The organism is Streptomyces sp. NPDC001393, from assembly GCF_053597455.1.
The window spans coordinates 1-15,038 of sequence record NZ_JBSFIH010000001.1 but is presented as its reverse complement, the minus strand read 5'-3'; the positions used below and the strand labels follow the sequence as shown (position 1 = coordinate 15,038).

The following is a 15,038-nucleotide window of genomic DNA, read 5'->3' as shown; positions in this document are numbered from 1 at the left end:
ACCGGGAATGATTGCCGGGGTTTTACGAAATCCCACGGACGGCGCTAGGGTGCCTGGGATGTCTGACGCCGCCTCCTCCCCCGGCCAGAACCACAGGCCGCTCCCCCCGGCGCAGTCGCCGGCGAACGGAGTCCCCGGTCCGCGTACCCCGCCGAGTGCACAGGAGCGGCGGGCGGAGGCGGACAGACCCGGCGGACAGCGCGAGGGCAAGCAGCGCGACTCGTTCTTCGACAACACCAAGTACCTGGCGATCGTGCTCGTCGCCATGGGTCACTCGTGGGAGCCGCTGAAGGGCGACAGCCGGATCCTGGAGGGCCTGTACACGGTCGTGTACTGCTTCCACATGCCGGCGTTCATCATCATCTCCGGCTTCTTCTCGCGCGGTTTCGACCTGCGCCCGGACCGGCTGAAGCGGCTGATCACCGGTGTCGTGGTGCCGTACGTCCTGTTCGAGACGGCGTACCCGACGTTCAAGAACCTGGTCACGGGCTCGCACGACGAGATCAGCCTCCTCGATCCCTGGTACCTGACCTGGTTCCTGGTCGCGCTGTTCATCTGGCGGCTGACGACACCGATCTGGAAGCTGGTGCGCGCGCCGTTCGCGGTCGCCCTCGGCATCGCCATGCTGGCGTCGGTCACCCCCAACATCGGTGACGACCTCGATCTGCAGCGCGTCCTGCAGTTCCTGCCGTACTTCGTGCTCGGCCTGTGCATGAAGCCCGAGCACTTCCAGCTGGTGCGCCGCCGCTGGGTGCGGATCGCCGCGGTGCCGGTGTTCGGCGCCGCGCCGGCCGTCGGCTGGTGGGCGGTGCCGCGCATGAACACCGCGTGGTTCTACCACCGCGACTCCGCACAGGAACTGGGCGCGCCCTGGTGGTGCGGCCCGGTGATAACGCTCGCGATGATGGGCTGCTCGCTGCTGCTGACGGCCTGCTTCTTCGCCTGGGTGCCGCGCCGGAGGATGTGGTTCACGGCGCTCGGCGCGGGCACCCTGTACGGCTATCTGCTGCACGGCTTCCTGGTGAAGTTCGCCGACTACCGCGGCTGGTTCGACCACCCCTGGCTGCACCGTCCGCTCGGCGAGATCCTGGTGACCCTCGCTTTCGGCGCCGCCGTCACCCTGCTGTGCACCAAGCCAGTGCAGCGCGTCTTCCGGTTCGCGATGGAGCCGAGGATGGAGTGGGCGTTCAAGCAGGACGCCGGCGCGGTCGCCCGCGAGCGGGAGAGGGCGGCGGCGGTGGGCTGACCGCCTCTTCGGCGCACACGCCGCCCTGCGCACGTCCCCTCCGGCGCACTCGCCCTCAACGTGCGCCGGGCGCGCCGGGCGCCCCGCTCGGGGTGGCTCACTCCCCCTTGAGGTGGGTCACCAGGCGCTCGAAGTCCGCCCAGCCCGCGAGGTCCGAGGGGTCGCCCCGGAAGGGGTAGTACAGCGCCGGGCGCCGCTTCGGGCCCAGCTCGCGCGGCGGCCAGGGCAGCGGGGTGCGCCGGGCCCGGTCGCCGGGCATCTCCCGCACCTCGTCGGCACCGAGGACGAAGGCGTACGGGACGCCGGGGCCCTCGAAGCGCGGGGGCACGGACAGGTCCCGGCGGGCCCGGCGGACCTGGACCAGCATCGACTGCAGGTCGTGCCGGGTGGCGAGGACCTCGGCCGCCCGCATGATGTCGGCGTCCGTCGGCACCTCCTCGCCCGGGCCGTAGCCGAACGCCAGCGTGACGTCCTCCTCCACACCGCCCGTCGTACGGCTGATCCGGACCGTCGCCAGAGCCGGGCGCTCCGGGCTGCCGACGACCACCAGCCAGGTCGGCGCGGGCGCCCGCTCGTACGCCACGTCCGTCAGCTGGCGCAGCGACCAGGGCAGGTTGGCGGGCTCCTCGGTGCCCCAGCCGGCCGGCGGCTCACCGGTGAGCTCACGCCATACGGCTTCCAGGGCGCCGCCGAGCACGAGCCGCTCGTCCGCCGGGTGGACCGTCCGGAACGTCACGGCCAGCTGGCGTTCGCCGTCGTCCGCGACCTTGGGGGTGAAGGACTCGGCCACGCGGGTGCCCGGGTCCTGCGGTGTGGCGCCCGGGGACTCAACCGGCGTGAACAGGCCGTTTTCCCAGTGCAGTACGGCTCCGGACAGGCCGTCGTAGTAGCCGTCCTTCTCGTCCTGCACCACCCAGCGCGAGGGCCAGCCCGGCAGGCTGTTCCGGACCGCCGGGGACAGCCGGGTGCCGGCGGGGGTGACGATCTGCAGGCCGAGTTCGGCCTCGGCGACGGCCCGGAAGGCATTCGAGAGCCAGGCGGTCATCGCGACCACCGGACGGTCCTGGATGACCACCGCGACCTTGTCGGTGAGCACGTCCACCGCGGGCTGCGCCGCAGCCGGGGTCGGCACCGCGCTGATCCCCTCGGTCTTGACCACCGCCAGGGACCGCGCGGCCTCCGGCGGCCAGGCGGTACCGCCGACCAGGGTGGCGATGCGGGCCGCGAAGGTGCCCGCGAGCTGCTCGGCCTCCTTGACGCCGGTGGTGGCGCGGGCCTCGGTCCACCAGTACGGCACCTCGGGCTCGGTCGCCCCGAGCAGCCGCTGCGCCTCTCCCCTGACCTGCACCAGCAGGGGGGACTCGACGGAGACGAGGGGGCGGCCCTGCTCGTCGCAGAGCTGCATCACCGCGCCGTTCCCCTCGGCGCCCGCCAGCAGGTCCGGGCCGCCGGAGAGCAGCCCCGCGAGCACGCTGAGCGGGTCGGGCATGTTCTTGGTGAGAGCGACGACGTCCTTCGTCATGGGTTACCTCGGCCCCTTACCTGTTCCCCGTGTACACCGTCTGGATCAGCCGGCTCGGCTCGCCCCTGCGGACCAGCACGCCGCGGCCGGGCGGCTGCTGGCCGGCGTACACACCGGGGAAGAGCTGGCCCTCGCTGCGGTCGCCGGCCATCACCAGCGCCGAGGAACCGGACTCGCGCAGGCTCTGCAGCAGCGGCTCGTACAGGCCCCGGGAGGCGCCCGCGACCCGGCGGGTGAGGACGAAGTGGAGGCCGATGTCCTGGGCCGAGGGGATGTACGGCACGAAGGGCGCGAGCGGCTGCTGGCCGGCGGTGGTGAGGACGTCGTAGTCGTCCACCAGGATCACGATCCGCGGGCCCGAGCCCCAGCTGCCCGGTTCCAGGTCGGCGCCGCCCGCGCTGTCGTCGGGCAGCCGCTTCTCCAGTTCGGTGGCGATGCCCGCGGACAGGCCCGAGCAGAGCTTGGCGTTGTAGGCGTACCCGCCCAGGTACTCCTCCGGGATGACGCCGCGCAGCCCGCGGCGCGGGTCCATGACGCCGAAGACCAGTTCGTCGTCGCCGTAGCGCTCGATCAGGCCCTCGGCGACCGCCCTGAGCAGGTTGGTCTTGCCGCACTCGCTGTCCCCCATGATCAGCAGGTGCTGGTCGTGCCGGAACAGGTCGAGCAGGACGGGCGCCAGCTGGGTCTGGTCCAGGCCGATCGGGACCCGGCGCGGTTCGGCCGCCGGGCCGGGCAGCAGGTTCGGCTCCAGGACGTGCGGCAGCACCCGGACCGGCTGTGCGGTCTCGCCGGTCCAGGTGGCGCGGATCGTACGGGCGGTGCGCTCCAGGACCACACCGAGGTCGGCCGTGTCGGCGGCGCCGTCCGTGCGGGGCAGCGCGACCTGGGCGAAGAGCTTGCCGTCGGTGAGGACGCGGCCCTTCTCCTCGGGCGAGAGGGTCTGGGCGAGCCTGCGCTCGATGCTGGACTCGCTCGGGTCGTTCAGCCTCAGCTCGACCCGGGTGCCGAACTGGGACTGGGCGGCGATGCGCACGTCGTTCCAGCGCAGCATGCCGGCGACCACGTGGATGCCGTAGCCGCTGCCGCGCTTGAGGATGTCGCCGACCGCGTCGTCCAGTTCCTCGAAGTCGTCGCGCAGGGCGCCGAAGCCGTCGATGAGCAGCACGATCTCCGTGGAGGCCAGCTCGGGGACGCGGCCCGCGGCACGCAGGGTGCGCAGTTGCTCCAGGGAGTCGATGTTGTGCAGGCGGAACACCTCCTCGCGCTGGTCCAGCATGCCGCGCACGGAGTCGACGGTGCGGGCGCACCGCTCCCGGTCCGCACGGCCGGCCACGCCGCCGACGTGGGGCAGCCCGGACAGCGCCTGCAGACCGCCGCCGACCAGGTCGAGGCCGTAGACGCCGACCTCCTGCGGGGTGTGGGTGAGCGCCAGGGACAGGGCCAGCGTGCGCAGCAGGGTGGTCTTGCCGGACTGGGGGCCGCCGATGACCGCCGCGTGGCCGCCCGCCACCGTGAGGTCCAGGTACCACTGGCCCTGCCACTGCCGGGTCGGGTCGTCCAGGATGCCGAGCGGCACCTGGAGCGGGCCCCGGCGCCGGGCGAGCTGCATGCCGCGCGCGCCCACCTCGACGGGCCCGGCGACCTGGTCGAGGGCGACGGCGTCGGGCAGCGGGGGCAGCCAGATCTGGCGTACGGGCGCAGTGTCGGCGTTCTCGATCTGCCGGACCATGACGCCCATCTCGGTCGGACCGGTCTCCCGGCGCCGCATCTGCGGCTCCTCGGGGCCCGAACTCTCCTCCTGGCCCAGGGAGTTGTACGCCGTGTACTCCAGGGCCAGCGGCCCGGTGTCCTCCGTCTCCCGCTGGACGGGTCCGCGGTAGGCGCCGGAGACGTAGCCGGCCTTGAACCGCTCGTAGTGGCTGGTGTCGACCTTGAGGTAGCCGAAGCCCGGCAGCGGGGGCAGGTGGAAGGCGTCCGCGGTGTCGAGGACCGTGCGGGACTCGTCGGCGGAGAAGGTGCGCAGGCCGAGCCGGTACGACAGATAGGTGTCCAGGCCCTTGAGCTTGCCGCCCTCGATGCGCTGGCTGGACAGCAGCAGGTGCACGCCGATGGAGCGGCCGATGCGGCCGATGGACAGGAACAGGTCGATGAAGTCCGGCTTGGCGGTGAGGAGTTCACCGAACTCGTCGATCACGACGAACAGGTGCGGCAGCGGGTCGAGGTCGGGGCGCTTCTCGGCGCGCAGGGCGGCGTAGTGGCCGATGTCGGCGACGTTGCCGGCCTCCTTGAGGACCTGCTGGCGCCGCTTGACCTCGCCGGCGAGCGAGGCGTGGACGCGTTCGACGAGGCCGGCCTGGTTCTCCAGGTTGGTGATCACGCCCGCCACGTGCGGGAGGTCCGCGAAGGGGGCGAAGGTGGCGCCGCCCTTGTAGTCGACGAGGACCATCGCGAGGTCCTCCGGCGGGTGGGTGGCCACCAGCGCGAGGACGAGGGTGCGCAGCAGCTCGGACTTGCCGGAGCCGGTGGCGCCGACGCACAGGCCGTGCGGGCCCATGCCCAGCTCGGAGGACTCCTTCAGGTCGAGGAGCACGGGCTCGTGGCTGTCGTTGACGCCGATCGGGACGCGCAGGAAGGCGCGTTCGGCGCGTGGCGCCCACAGCCGGGCCAGGTCGAGGTGGGCGACGTCCTCGATGCCGAGCAGCTCCGCGAACTCCACCGGACCGGTCAGCGGGGCGTCGACCAGGGACTCGGCGGACAGCCGCAGCGGGGCGAGCATCCGGGCCAGGCCCTCGGCGAGGGCCGTGCCGACCTCGTCGACGGTGCCGTGGGCGCTGATCGGCTCGGCCTCGCGCAGGTCCTCGATGTCGATCCGGGAACCGTCCACGGTGATCCGCACGCCGATGCTGCCGGGCTCCTGCACCCGCTCGTCCAGCAGGTGCAGCACGGTGACGCCCATGTCCCGCAGGCCGACCGCCTCGTCGGGGAGCGGCAGGTCGACGGCGTCGTCGCCGTGCGCGTCGGCGACGACGAGGAGCCGGGAGGTCATGGCGAGGGCGTCCTTGCCGGACAGGCCGCGGCGCACCTCGGCCGCGTAGGAGGCGCGGCGGCCGAGCTCGGCGCCGATCTGCCGGGCGAGCTGGGGCAGCGAGGGCGCGATACGGCGGGCGGCGACCGGGCCGTCGAACTGCTCGGCGTCCAGCAGGTGCGGCAGCCACTTGGCCCACTCCCAGTCGGTCATCCGGTCGCCCGGGGCCGCGACGGCCATGGCCACGTCGTCGGGGGCGTGGGTCGCGGCGGCCTGGACGAGCAGCGCGCGGGCGACGCGCAGGGTGTCCTCGCGCGGGCCGATGACGCTGATGTTGCCGACGCGGTCGAGCGGGACGGTGAGCGGGAGTTCGGTGCCGGTGCTGAAGCGGGAGGTCAGCGCGGAGGCCTCGTTGAGCATGAACTGGTCGGGCGGGGTGAGCACGGAGGAGCCCTGCTGGGCGACCTTCAGATCGCGCACCGGCATCTGGCCGGTGCCGACGCGCACCCGCAGGAAGTCCGCGTCCACCCGCCGCCGCTCCCACAGCCGGGCGGGGTCGCGCACGATGTCGTACAGCGCGTCCGGCGGCGGGTTGAGCACCTGGGCGCTCTCGCGCCGCTGCCGTTCCTCCTTGGCCAGCTGTTCGCGCAGCTCCTCCAGGTAGGCGAGGTAGGCCTCGCGCTGGGTGCGGCGGGTGCGCTGGGCCTTGCCGCGCTGGGAGAAGGCCATGGCGAGGGAGCCGGCCAGGGTGACGACGAGGATGATCGCGCCCAGCCCGGCGAACTGGCTGTTGCGCACGATGGTCATCATCACGACGGACGACATGACCCCGGCGACCGGCAGCAGCGAGTGCAGCACGGAGCCGGCCTTGCCCTCGGGCAGGTTGGGCGGCGCCTCGATCGTGCGCGGCTCGGGGGCGGCCGGCGGCCGGGTGGTGCGCGCGGGGCGGTGGATCAGTCGGGTGCTCATCTTCGTTGCCTCGTCCTCGGGTTCCTCGTGCGTCCCTTTCCGTCGGGCGGATCAGCGCTGCTTCTGGGAGAGCTGGAAGACGTCGGCGGCCAGGCGGGTGGCGGCCTGCCGGGTGGCCCGGGCGAGGAGATCGGTGCGGATGGTGCCGCCGGCCGCGAGGTGGCGGTCGTAGGGCAGGACCGCCACGGTGACCCCGGCCGCGGTCAGTTCCTCGGTGGCCTTGTCGAGGTCGAGGCCGGGGTGCGGCGCGACCTCGGTGAGGACGACGACGGTGGAGGCCAGCACGTGCCGGGGCAGGTTGCGCATCCACTCCAGGACGGCGCGCGTGCTGGCGACGCCCTCGAGCGTCGCGGGCACGGTGAGCACCCGGGCCTGCGCGGCGGACAGCGCGGTGCGGGCGACCTCGGCGGGCAGGGTCTCGCAGTCGACGACGGTCACCCCGAAATAGCGGCGCAGCGACACCATGACCCGCTCGTAGCCCTTGGTGTCGAGCATGGCGCCGACCTGGCCCTGGCTGCCGGGCAGCAGCCAGGCGTTGCCCTGGAGCTGGACCAGGTATCCGGTGACGTCGAGCAGCGACATCTGCGGTTCCACCAGTCCGGCGAGGTCGCCAGTGGTCCAGCGCAGCGACTCCGCGCCGAGCCGCAGGGGCAGCGAGCCGAGCGCCGGGTCGGCCTCGACGGCGAGCACCGGGTCCTGGCGGTAGTGGGCGTAGGTGGCGGCCAGCAGGGCGGCGACGGTCGTCTTGCCGGAGCCGCCGCGGATGGAGGTCACCGCGATCTGCCGGCCGGTGGTGACCGCCTGCTGCAGCACCTCGGCGGTCGCCGCGGTGTCGGCGACCTCGCGGGAGGCGGAGGAGGAAACGGTACGGCGTACGGCGCGCAGGGCACGGGTGCTGAAGGGTTCGCCGCGGCGCGGCTTGAGCGCGGCGGCGGCGAGCCGCTTGTCGAGCACCGGCCGGGAGTCGGGGGTGCCGCGCTGGGCGGCACCGGCCTGCTGCGGGCGGGCCTGGGGCTGCGGCTGGGGCCGCGCCTGCTGCCGGGCGGCATGCTGCTCGGCGTACTGCTGCTGAGCATGGTCGACGTAGTGCTGCTGGGGGGCGTACTGCTGCTGAACCTGCTCGCTGTACTGCTGCTGAGCCTGAGCGGCGTAGGCCTGCTGCTGGTACTGGGCGGACGGGTCGGCGTACCCCTGCTGCGGGGGGTAGCCGTACGCGGGGGCGCCCTGCTGTGGTGTCTGCCCCGCGTGAGGCGCCGACGGGTCGGCGTACCCCTGCTGGTGCGGGTAGCCGTACGCCGGCGCGGACCCCTGCTCGGGGGTGCCCTGCCCGCCCGGCGCGCCGGTTCCCTGTTGCTGCTGCTCCTGCGCAGGCCGCTGGGGCGTGCCGCCCCTCAGATCGCGCAGCACGTCGCCCTGCCAGTTGTCCCCGCTCGGCATGATGCCCTTCTCTCCTGCCCTGGCCTCAGAACTTGTTGAGCAGCTGCCCGTAGATGCCGAACACCCCGACGGCGAGCGGGAACAGCCCGATCACGCCGACGGACTCGATCAGGTCGCCGATCCGCCGCAGCCGCACCTGCACGTGCTCGGGCGGCTGGACCGCGAGGGCCAGCAGCGGCAGCGCTCCGGCGACGCACAGCAGGACGAGCGCCCCGGCGCCGCCCGTGTGGTCCACCCACACCACCGCGAGCCGTACGACGAGCAGCGCGGCCCCGCCGTACAGCGCCACCACCTCGGCGACCAGCGGGAAGGCCCGGGCCCGGGACAGCAGCACGACGGCGGTGAGCGAGGTGAGGGCGATCGTCCACACGGTGGGCCGCGTGGCGTCGGTCAGCAGCCAGCCGCCGGCGGCGGCCGAGACGGCGGTGGCGATGGTGGCCAGCGCCAGCCCGCGGTGGGTGGCGGCGAGCGCGTTGGCGACCTGGTGGCGGCTGACCGACGCGCCCGAGGAGAGCCGGTCGTCCAGTCCCGTCAGCCCGGAGGCCATGAGCGCGAACCGGGGCAGCACGCCGAGGAGTACGACGGAGAACACCGCCATCACCGCGCCGAGCCGCTCCGGGCGGTCCTGCACGGCGGCGACGGCCTCCCACACCAGCGCGATGCAGGCGCTTCCGCCGGCCCCGAGGAGCGCGCCGCGGCCGAGCGGGGAGAAGTAGGCGAGCAGCACCAGGGTGAGCACCAGCGCCCCGACGACGCCGGCCAGCCGGGCCGGGCCGGACCAGCCGTAGGCGTCGGCGGCGGTCCAGGCGACGAGCAGCCCGAGCGCCCCGGAGGCGAGCAGCAGCGCGGTGGCGAGCCCGCGGTTGCCGTCGCCCATCTTCGCGACGAGCGCGCCGACGGCCAGGAACACGACGGTGACGGCCGCGAGCGCGGTGGTGACGGACTCCAGCGGGAACTCGCGCCGGGCCAGCAGGGCCGCGGCCACGGCGAACACGACGGTGGCCACTCCGGCGCTGACCCGGCGGGCGGCGGGCCGCCAGCGCCAGGCGCGCAGATCGAGGTCGTCGGCCACCTGGTCGGTGACGTCGTGCACGACGGGCGCGGGCGGCGCCGCATGGGCCCGCACCAGCTGGAGCACGGCGCCGTCGGGCACTTCGGCCGACGACAGCGTGGCCTCGTGCGGCAGCACCGAGCCGTCGGAGGTGATCAGCTGCCGGGTCATGGGCCGCGAGGCGGCCCGGTCGTCGAGCAACTGCAGTATGTCGGGCAGCAGTTGGCCGATCGGGGTGTCCGACGGCAGGACGATGTCGGCACGCCGGCGCTCACCGACCAGCGTGACCCGGCTCAGTTGTGTCCGGGACGTCGTTGCTGTGCTCACCACTTACCGGAACCTATCATCGCGAAGTTGTGGCCGAGGGTGCCGAGGACGGCTGGGCGGAGGGAATGCTGTACTGCTGTTGCTGCTGCTGTTGCTGCTGCTTCTGCTTGGCCAGGGTGTGCTGCAGGAAGGACCACCCGACGCAACCGGCGCACAGTACGGCCGCGATGGCGATGCCCGCGAACACCTTGCCGAGCCGTTCGTCCGCCGAGCGCCGGGCGCGCTGCGCGCCGAACAGCAGCGCGTCGCGCAACCGTCGCCGGCGCACCGCCACCGACTCCAGCAGCTGGCTGTCGTAGTCCCGTGCCATGAGTTGGTCCTGTGCCTGTGCTCTCTGTGCGGTCGTGGTCAGGGGCTTTGGTCGGCTGGATCAGCTGATGTGGTCAGCTGAGACCGAGGTACTGCCGCATGGTGGCGTACTTCTGCGTCAGGCGCTGTGCGGTGGGCTCGTCGAGTGCGGCCAGTCGGCGCGGGTCGGCGTTGTGGGCGAGGTCAGCCGCCTTGACGAGCCGGGCGCCCGGGGTGGCCAGGATCCGCTCCGCGTACGCCCGCGGCTCCTCGTCCGGCCGCTTGGTCACGGCCCGTACGACGTCCTTGGTGCGCTGCGGGAGCGCGGCCGACGCCAGCCACTCCTCGCTCAGCACGCCGTCCTCGACCGCGTCGTGCAGCCAGGCAGCGGCGACGAGTTCGTCGTCGCCACCGCGGGCTCGTACGCCCTCGGCGACGGCCTGCAGGTGTTCCACGTAGGGCCGTCCGGCCTTGTCCCGCTGCGCGGCGTGCGCGCCACGGGCGACGGCCTCGACCTCGGCCAGCGTCATGACCGGCGCGGGTGGCCCGTCATACGACATTCGGAGTCCCCCTCACTTTGCCCGTGCAACATAGAACATGGATGCGCGGGCGGCACATCCCGGGTCGTCGTCATCCCCCCGACACGAGCCCCGTCACGCTCATGAAGAGCACCCAGAGCACCGGTACGAGCGCGACATAGGCGAGAGGCCGCCGGTGGATCGGCACACCCGGATCGACCTGCCGACCGTGCCGACCAGGCGCCGGAACCCGGAGCTTCTTCACTGTACCCACCGCGACAAGGTTGCGGATCAGGGTGAAAGGGGCGAAGAGGAACAGCGAGAACGGGCTCCACCAGCCCTGCCACAGCGTCTGGGTGGTCAGTTCCCGGTACACGCCGAGCCCGCACGTCGCGCACATCGGGCCTTCCTGCCTGCGGAAGCGCATGGCGATCAGCAGCCCGCGGTGCGCGTGGAAGGTGACGTGAGCGGCGGGGAAACCTCCGCAGAACCTGCACACCAGGGGGGCGCCCTGCGGGACGGCGTCCGCCTGCCGGGCAGCGGCGGCCGGGGCGCACTGCGCGGCGTGCTGCTCGAGAAGCGCTACGACCATGGCGTCGAACAGGCCGGAGCGTACGGCCTCGTCCACGGTTCCCTCGCTGACGCGCTCGGCGTTGCCCAGGAAGGTGGCGGCGCGCACGGCGTCCGCGGGGTGCAGCCGTCCGCTCGGCGGCAGCGTGGGAGGCGGCCAGGCGCTCCAGCGGTACTCCGGGGTGACGGCACCGATGCCCCACAGCGCCGCGACGACCCGCCACAGCGGCTCGCTGTAGATCGGGTACGGCACCTGGATCACGCCGCTCGCGCTTTTCTCACCGCCGCCCCAGCGGACGTTGCGGTCGTCGTCGGTGAGCGCGGCGTAGGCCTCGGCCAGCTCCCGCCAGGCCTCGGCGTCGGCGTGGTCGAGCTGGGCGAGCAGGCGCCGGTGGTCGGCCTCGGTGACGGTGAAGACGAGTGCCTCGACGGCCTCCGGGCCGGAAGCACCGACCGGGGGTCCGGTACCGGCGCTGCGAGCGAGTTCGGTCAGCGCTCCGGCCAGGGGAAGGCCCTGCTTCCGGACCTCCTCCACCTTGTCCGACCACTCCTTGCCGAGGCGGGTCCCTTCGACCCCGTTCACGGCCCGCTGGGCCCAGTTGAGGGTGCCCACCGTGTAGTCGGCCCAGGCGTATCCGAGGACTTGGCCGTCGGGGGCTTGGACCGCGATGTACTGGACAGGATCTTGCACGCCGGTCAGGTCTCCTGGGCGAGGGACTTGACAGCGGCGGAGTTCGGGGCGTCGGCCAGGGAGCCCGGCACGACCCGGCCGCGGTTGCCCTCCGGGTTGGACAGCAGCTCCGCGAGAGCCTGGGACGGCGGAATCCCCCGCCCCTTGGCCTCCTCCAACCGGGCGTGCCAGTGACCACCCTCGGCGAGGGCCCGGCCGCCCGCGGCGTCACGAGGCTCCCACGCGGCGGCGTCGTCCTCGTCACTCGCCCACACGTAGCCGAGGTCGGGCCCGCCCTTCTTGTCGGCCACCGTGATGTAGCGCACCGGCTTCTCGGTCCAGGTCCGGTACCTCGGCGGACCCGGCTTCACGAGGTTGAAGTGCACGTCCTCGTCGAAACGCGGGTTGACCGGTCGTTCACTGCTCATGGTGGTGTCGTCTGCCTGCTAGTCGCCCTTGGCGAGGGCCTCGACCGCGGCGGCGTTCGGGGCGTCGGTCAGGGAGTCCGGTAGGGCCCGGCCTCTGACGCCTTCCGGGTTGGCGAGCAGCTCCGCGAGGGCCTGAGACGGCAGGATGCCCCGCCCCTTGGCGCCCTCCAGCCTGGCGAACCAGATGCCGCCCTCGGAGAACGCCCGGGGGCCGACGGCCTCATGCGGTTCCCACGCGGCGGCGTCGTCCTCATCGTTGGCCCACACATAACCCAGGACTGCGCCATCCTGCTTGTCGACCACCGTGAAGTACCGCACCGGCTTGTCGGTGTGATTCTGGTATCGCGGCGGCCCTGGAGACACGAGGTTGAAATGCACGTCCTCGTCGAAGCGCGGGTTGATCGGTCGTTCGTTGCTCATGAAGTCATCCCTGGGATCGACCCCAGGCATACCCGACGCCTTCGCTGTCAGGTCTGTGCGGCAAGGGCTTTGACCGCGGCGGAGTCCGGGGCGTCGGTGAGGGAGCCGGGCAGGGGACGCCCTCTGCCGCTGGGCTCCAGTCCGGCCAGGAACTCGGCGAGGGCCTGGGACGGACGGATACCCCGTGCCTTGGCCTCACGCAGCCGCCTGATCCAGGGCATGCCCGCGTTCGTCCCCACAGGTCCCGCGGCCTGCCTCGGCACATACGCAGCGGCCTCGCCCTCGTCGCTGCCCCATACATATCCGAGAACCGCGCCGTTCTGCTTGTCGACAACCGTGAAGTACTGCACCGGCTTGTCAGTCCTGTCCCGGTACCGCGCCGGACCGCCGGGCAGCTCCACGAAGCTCACGTCTTCGGCGAAACGGGATTCGATCGGGGGTTCACTGCTCATGAAGTCACATTCCTCTGTCTGTGCCTGACCTCAGCGAGGTCACCGCTTCAGCTGTACCTCTCCGTAAGCGTGGTACTGACCCGTCGAGTCCTGGAACACTCGCGTCACCCGGTAACTGGTACGGCGGGCGAGGAGCAATTCCCGCTCCCCCTTGTTCACGGAGATGTGGTCGATCCACAGAGCCGGCGCACCCTTCGGCACACGCAAGTGCAGGATCACCGGCTTGTAGTCGAAAGCAGCGTCCTTACCGAGCGAGGTGGAGAGGAACCCGGGCTCACGGTAGCTGTTGCCCTCCATCTCAAGTGGCGAGTCCAGCTCAAGGTGTGTGATATCGGTACCTCGGACGACCATGATGTCCTCGGGAACGGGGCGGTCGCCCATGACCCGGTCCATGTTGTCGACCAGTTCCTGGACCTTGGGTTCCAGAGCCGCGCTGGGACCGTACTTGTCGAATTTCCTCAGCTGACCATTGATGTGCTTGTAGTAAAAACTACTATACCTTTCCAACGCATCCTTGGACTTGGGGTCGAGGTTGTCCAGGAAGTCGTTCCAGTGTGCGTCGCCGTACGCCTTTCCTGCTGCGTTACTGCTGCTCGGCCAGGGGTTCGTCCCCCGCTCCAACTCCGCCGTGGCCGCCGCGTGCCGCTCAGCGTCGGTGGTCAGGTTGTCGAAATCCGCGTCCGACATGTGCGGCTTGTACTCGAACGGCTCCCCGGCCCCATGCCCCGGCGCGTCCGTGCCCGAGTGCCCCGGCGTCGCCGCGTCGGCGCCGTCGTGGCCGCCGACGTCCGCCGCGTCGTGGCCGAGCCCGGTGTGGTCGAGGCCGCCGTGCCCGGCGTCGTGACCGGAGCCGTCATGACCGGCGCCGCCGTGACCGCCATGGCCGGGGCCATGGTCCGTGGGGCCGCCGGTATGCGGAGCGTCGTGCGGGGTGGTGTGCGGCACGTCGTGCGCCGGGGTCGTCGGTGTGCTCTGGTACCACGGCTTGGGCGTCGTACCCGCGTGTCCGCCAGCCGAGATCCCGTCGCCCGGGCCGTGCGGGACGCCGCCGTGGATGCCGCTGCCCGGGGAGTGCGGCATGCCTCCGTGGATTCCGTTGCTCGCGGGCATCCCGCCGTGGATGCCACTGCCCGGTGAATGCGGCATCCCGCCATGGATGCCGTTGTCCGGAACGTGCGGCATCCCGCCATGGACGCCGTTGTCCGGAACGTGCGGCATGCCCCCGTGGATGCCGCCGCCCGGCGCGTGCGCAGCCCCGGCAGGGAGACCGCTGCCCGGGGAATGCCCGAGCCCGGCCGGGACACCACTGTCGGCGACGTGCGGAACCGCCCCGTGTACGCCGTTTTCCGCTCCGTGCGGGACGCCCACGGACACCGGTTCCGTGGAGGTCGGGACGGTCCAGTGGGACGGGAGGCCGGGGGCCGCCTCCTTCGGGATCGGTGTCGTGTCGGGGAGGCCGTCGTGGCCGAGGAGGTTTCCGTTCGGCTCGAGGAGACGGCCGTCGGGCAGGTGTACGGAGCCGTCGGGGAGGGTGGGGATGTCGACCTTCCCGATGCCCTTGAGGCCCTTCGCGATGTCGCCGATCTTGGACAGGCCCGCACCGGCACCCTTCATGACATACGTCATCGGGTCGATGATCCTGCCGACCTTGCCCGCGACCGAGATGGCCTTGGCGACCGCGCCGGCCTTGCCCGCACCAGCCAGGGCGGCACCCTCACCACCGGTGAAGACCGTCGTCAGCACGTTGAACGTGACCCCACCCGCCGCCCGGGCGGGGTTCTTGCCCCACTCGTCCCACGCCAGCAGTGCCTTGCCGGTCTGCTTCATCGTGTTGCGTGACTCACGCAGCCAGGAGGGCATGTACTTGTCCGGCGTCGCCCAGAACAACGCCCCCAGCAGGGGAGAGGACATGAACGCCAGGCCGGTGGCCAGCTGGGCCAGGCCCTTCCAGGCCTGCCTCATCGCGTCCCAGCCCTGGAAACCCACCAGCGTGCCCAGGCCCTTGATCGTGCCCCAGATGCCGTCCACGCAGATGCCGTCCCACAGGAACGACTTCGCCCAGTGCCCGAACTCCCACCAGTGATGCTTCTGCTCCACCGGATCGCCCCACGGCAG

At 72.2% G+C, this 15,038-nt stretch carries 12 protein-coding genes; 1 reads left to right on the top strand and 11 read right to left on the bottom strand.

Annotated features, from left to right (window positions below; translation table 11 throughout):
• The first annotated feature begins 58 nt into the window (after positions 1–58).
• A complete protein-coding gene (locus ACWC2T_RS00060) occupies positions 59–1,246 on the top strand; it encodes an acyltransferase family protein (protein WP_450668183.1) in 1,188 nt (395 codons plus the stop codon).
• Between the two features lie 97 nt (positions 1,247–1,343).
• Here the strand turns inward: ACWC2T_RS00060 and ACWC2T_RS00055 are convergent, their stop codons facing one another.
• The 11 genes from ACWC2T_RS00055 to ACWC2T_RS00005 all read right to left on the bottom strand — a co-directional run.
• The gene (locus tag ACWC2T_RS00055; RefSeq protein ID WP_450668182.1) at positions 1,344–2,768 is read right to left on the bottom strand and encodes a DUF6177 family protein; all 1,425 of its coding nucleotides are present in this window, start codon (positions 2,766–2,768) and stop codon (positions 1,344–1,346) included.
• A gap of 16 nt (positions 2,769–2,784) precedes the next feature.
• Entirely contained in the window at positions 2,785–6,762 is a 3,978-nt protein-coding gene (gene eccCa, locus ACWC2T_RS00050) for a type VII secretion protein EccCa (protein ID WP_450668181.1), read from the bottom strand.
• A 51-nt stretch (positions 6,763–6,813) separates the two neighbouring features.
• A complete protein-coding gene (locus tag ACWC2T_RS00045) occupies positions 6,814–8,199 on the bottom strand; it encodes a nucleotide-binding protein (RefSeq protein ID WP_450668180.1) in 1,386 nt (461 codons plus the stop codon).
• A gap of 25 nt (positions 8,200–8,224) precedes the next feature.
• Positions 8,225–9,580, bottom strand: coding sequence for a type VII secretion integral membrane protein EccD (eccD, locus tag ACWC2T_RS00040; protein WP_450668179.1), 1,356 nt, complete (start codon positions 9,578–9,580; stop codon positions 8,225–8,227).
• A 13-nt stretch (positions 9,581–9,593) separates the two neighbouring features.
• Complete coding sequence (locus ACWC2T_RS00035; RefSeq protein ID WP_450668178.1) at positions 9,594–9,887, bottom strand: hypothetical protein; 294 nt, start codon at positions 9,885–9,887, stop codon at positions 9,594–9,596.
• A 73-nt stretch (positions 9,888–9,960) separates the two neighbouring features.
• Positions 9,961–10,425 (bottom strand): HD domain-containing protein, encoded by a 465-nt coding sequence (locus tag ACWC2T_RS00030; RefSeq protein ID WP_450668177.1) that lies wholly within the window; start codon positions 10,423–10,425, stop codon positions 9,961–9,963.
• A gap of 70 nt (positions 10,426–10,495) precedes the next feature.
• A complete protein-coding gene (locus ACWC2T_RS00025) occupies positions 10,496–11,644 on the bottom strand; it encodes a DUF6508 domain-containing protein (protein WP_450668176.1) in 1,149 nt (382 codons plus the stop codon).
• A 5-nt stretch (positions 11,645–11,649) separates the two neighbouring features.
• Positions 11,650–12,051 carry a hypothetical protein gene (locus ACWC2T_RS00020; protein ID WP_450668175.1) on the bottom strand — a complete coding sequence of 134 codons (402 nt, stop codon included), beginning with the start codon at positions 12,049–12,051 and terminating at the stop codon, positions 11,650–11,652.
• 18 nt (positions 12,052–12,069) lie between these two features.
• Positions 12,070–12,471 carry a hypothetical protein gene (locus ACWC2T_RS00015; protein ID WP_450668174.1) on the bottom strand — a complete coding sequence of 134 codons (402 nt, stop codon included), beginning with the start codon at positions 12,469–12,471 and terminating at the stop codon, positions 12,070–12,072.
• A 47-nt stretch (positions 12,472–12,518) separates the two neighbouring features.
• On the bottom strand, positions 12,519–12,923 hold the full coding sequence (locus tag ACWC2T_RS00010) for a hypothetical protein (RefSeq protein WP_450668173.1): 405 nt from the start codon (positions 12,921–12,923) through the stop codon (positions 12,519–12,521).
• 39 nt (positions 12,924–12,962) lie between these two features.
• On the bottom strand, positions 12,963–15,038 hold a 2,076-nt coding region (locus tag ACWC2T_RS00005), incomplete at its 5' end, for an ADP-ribosyltransferase (protein ID WP_450668172.1).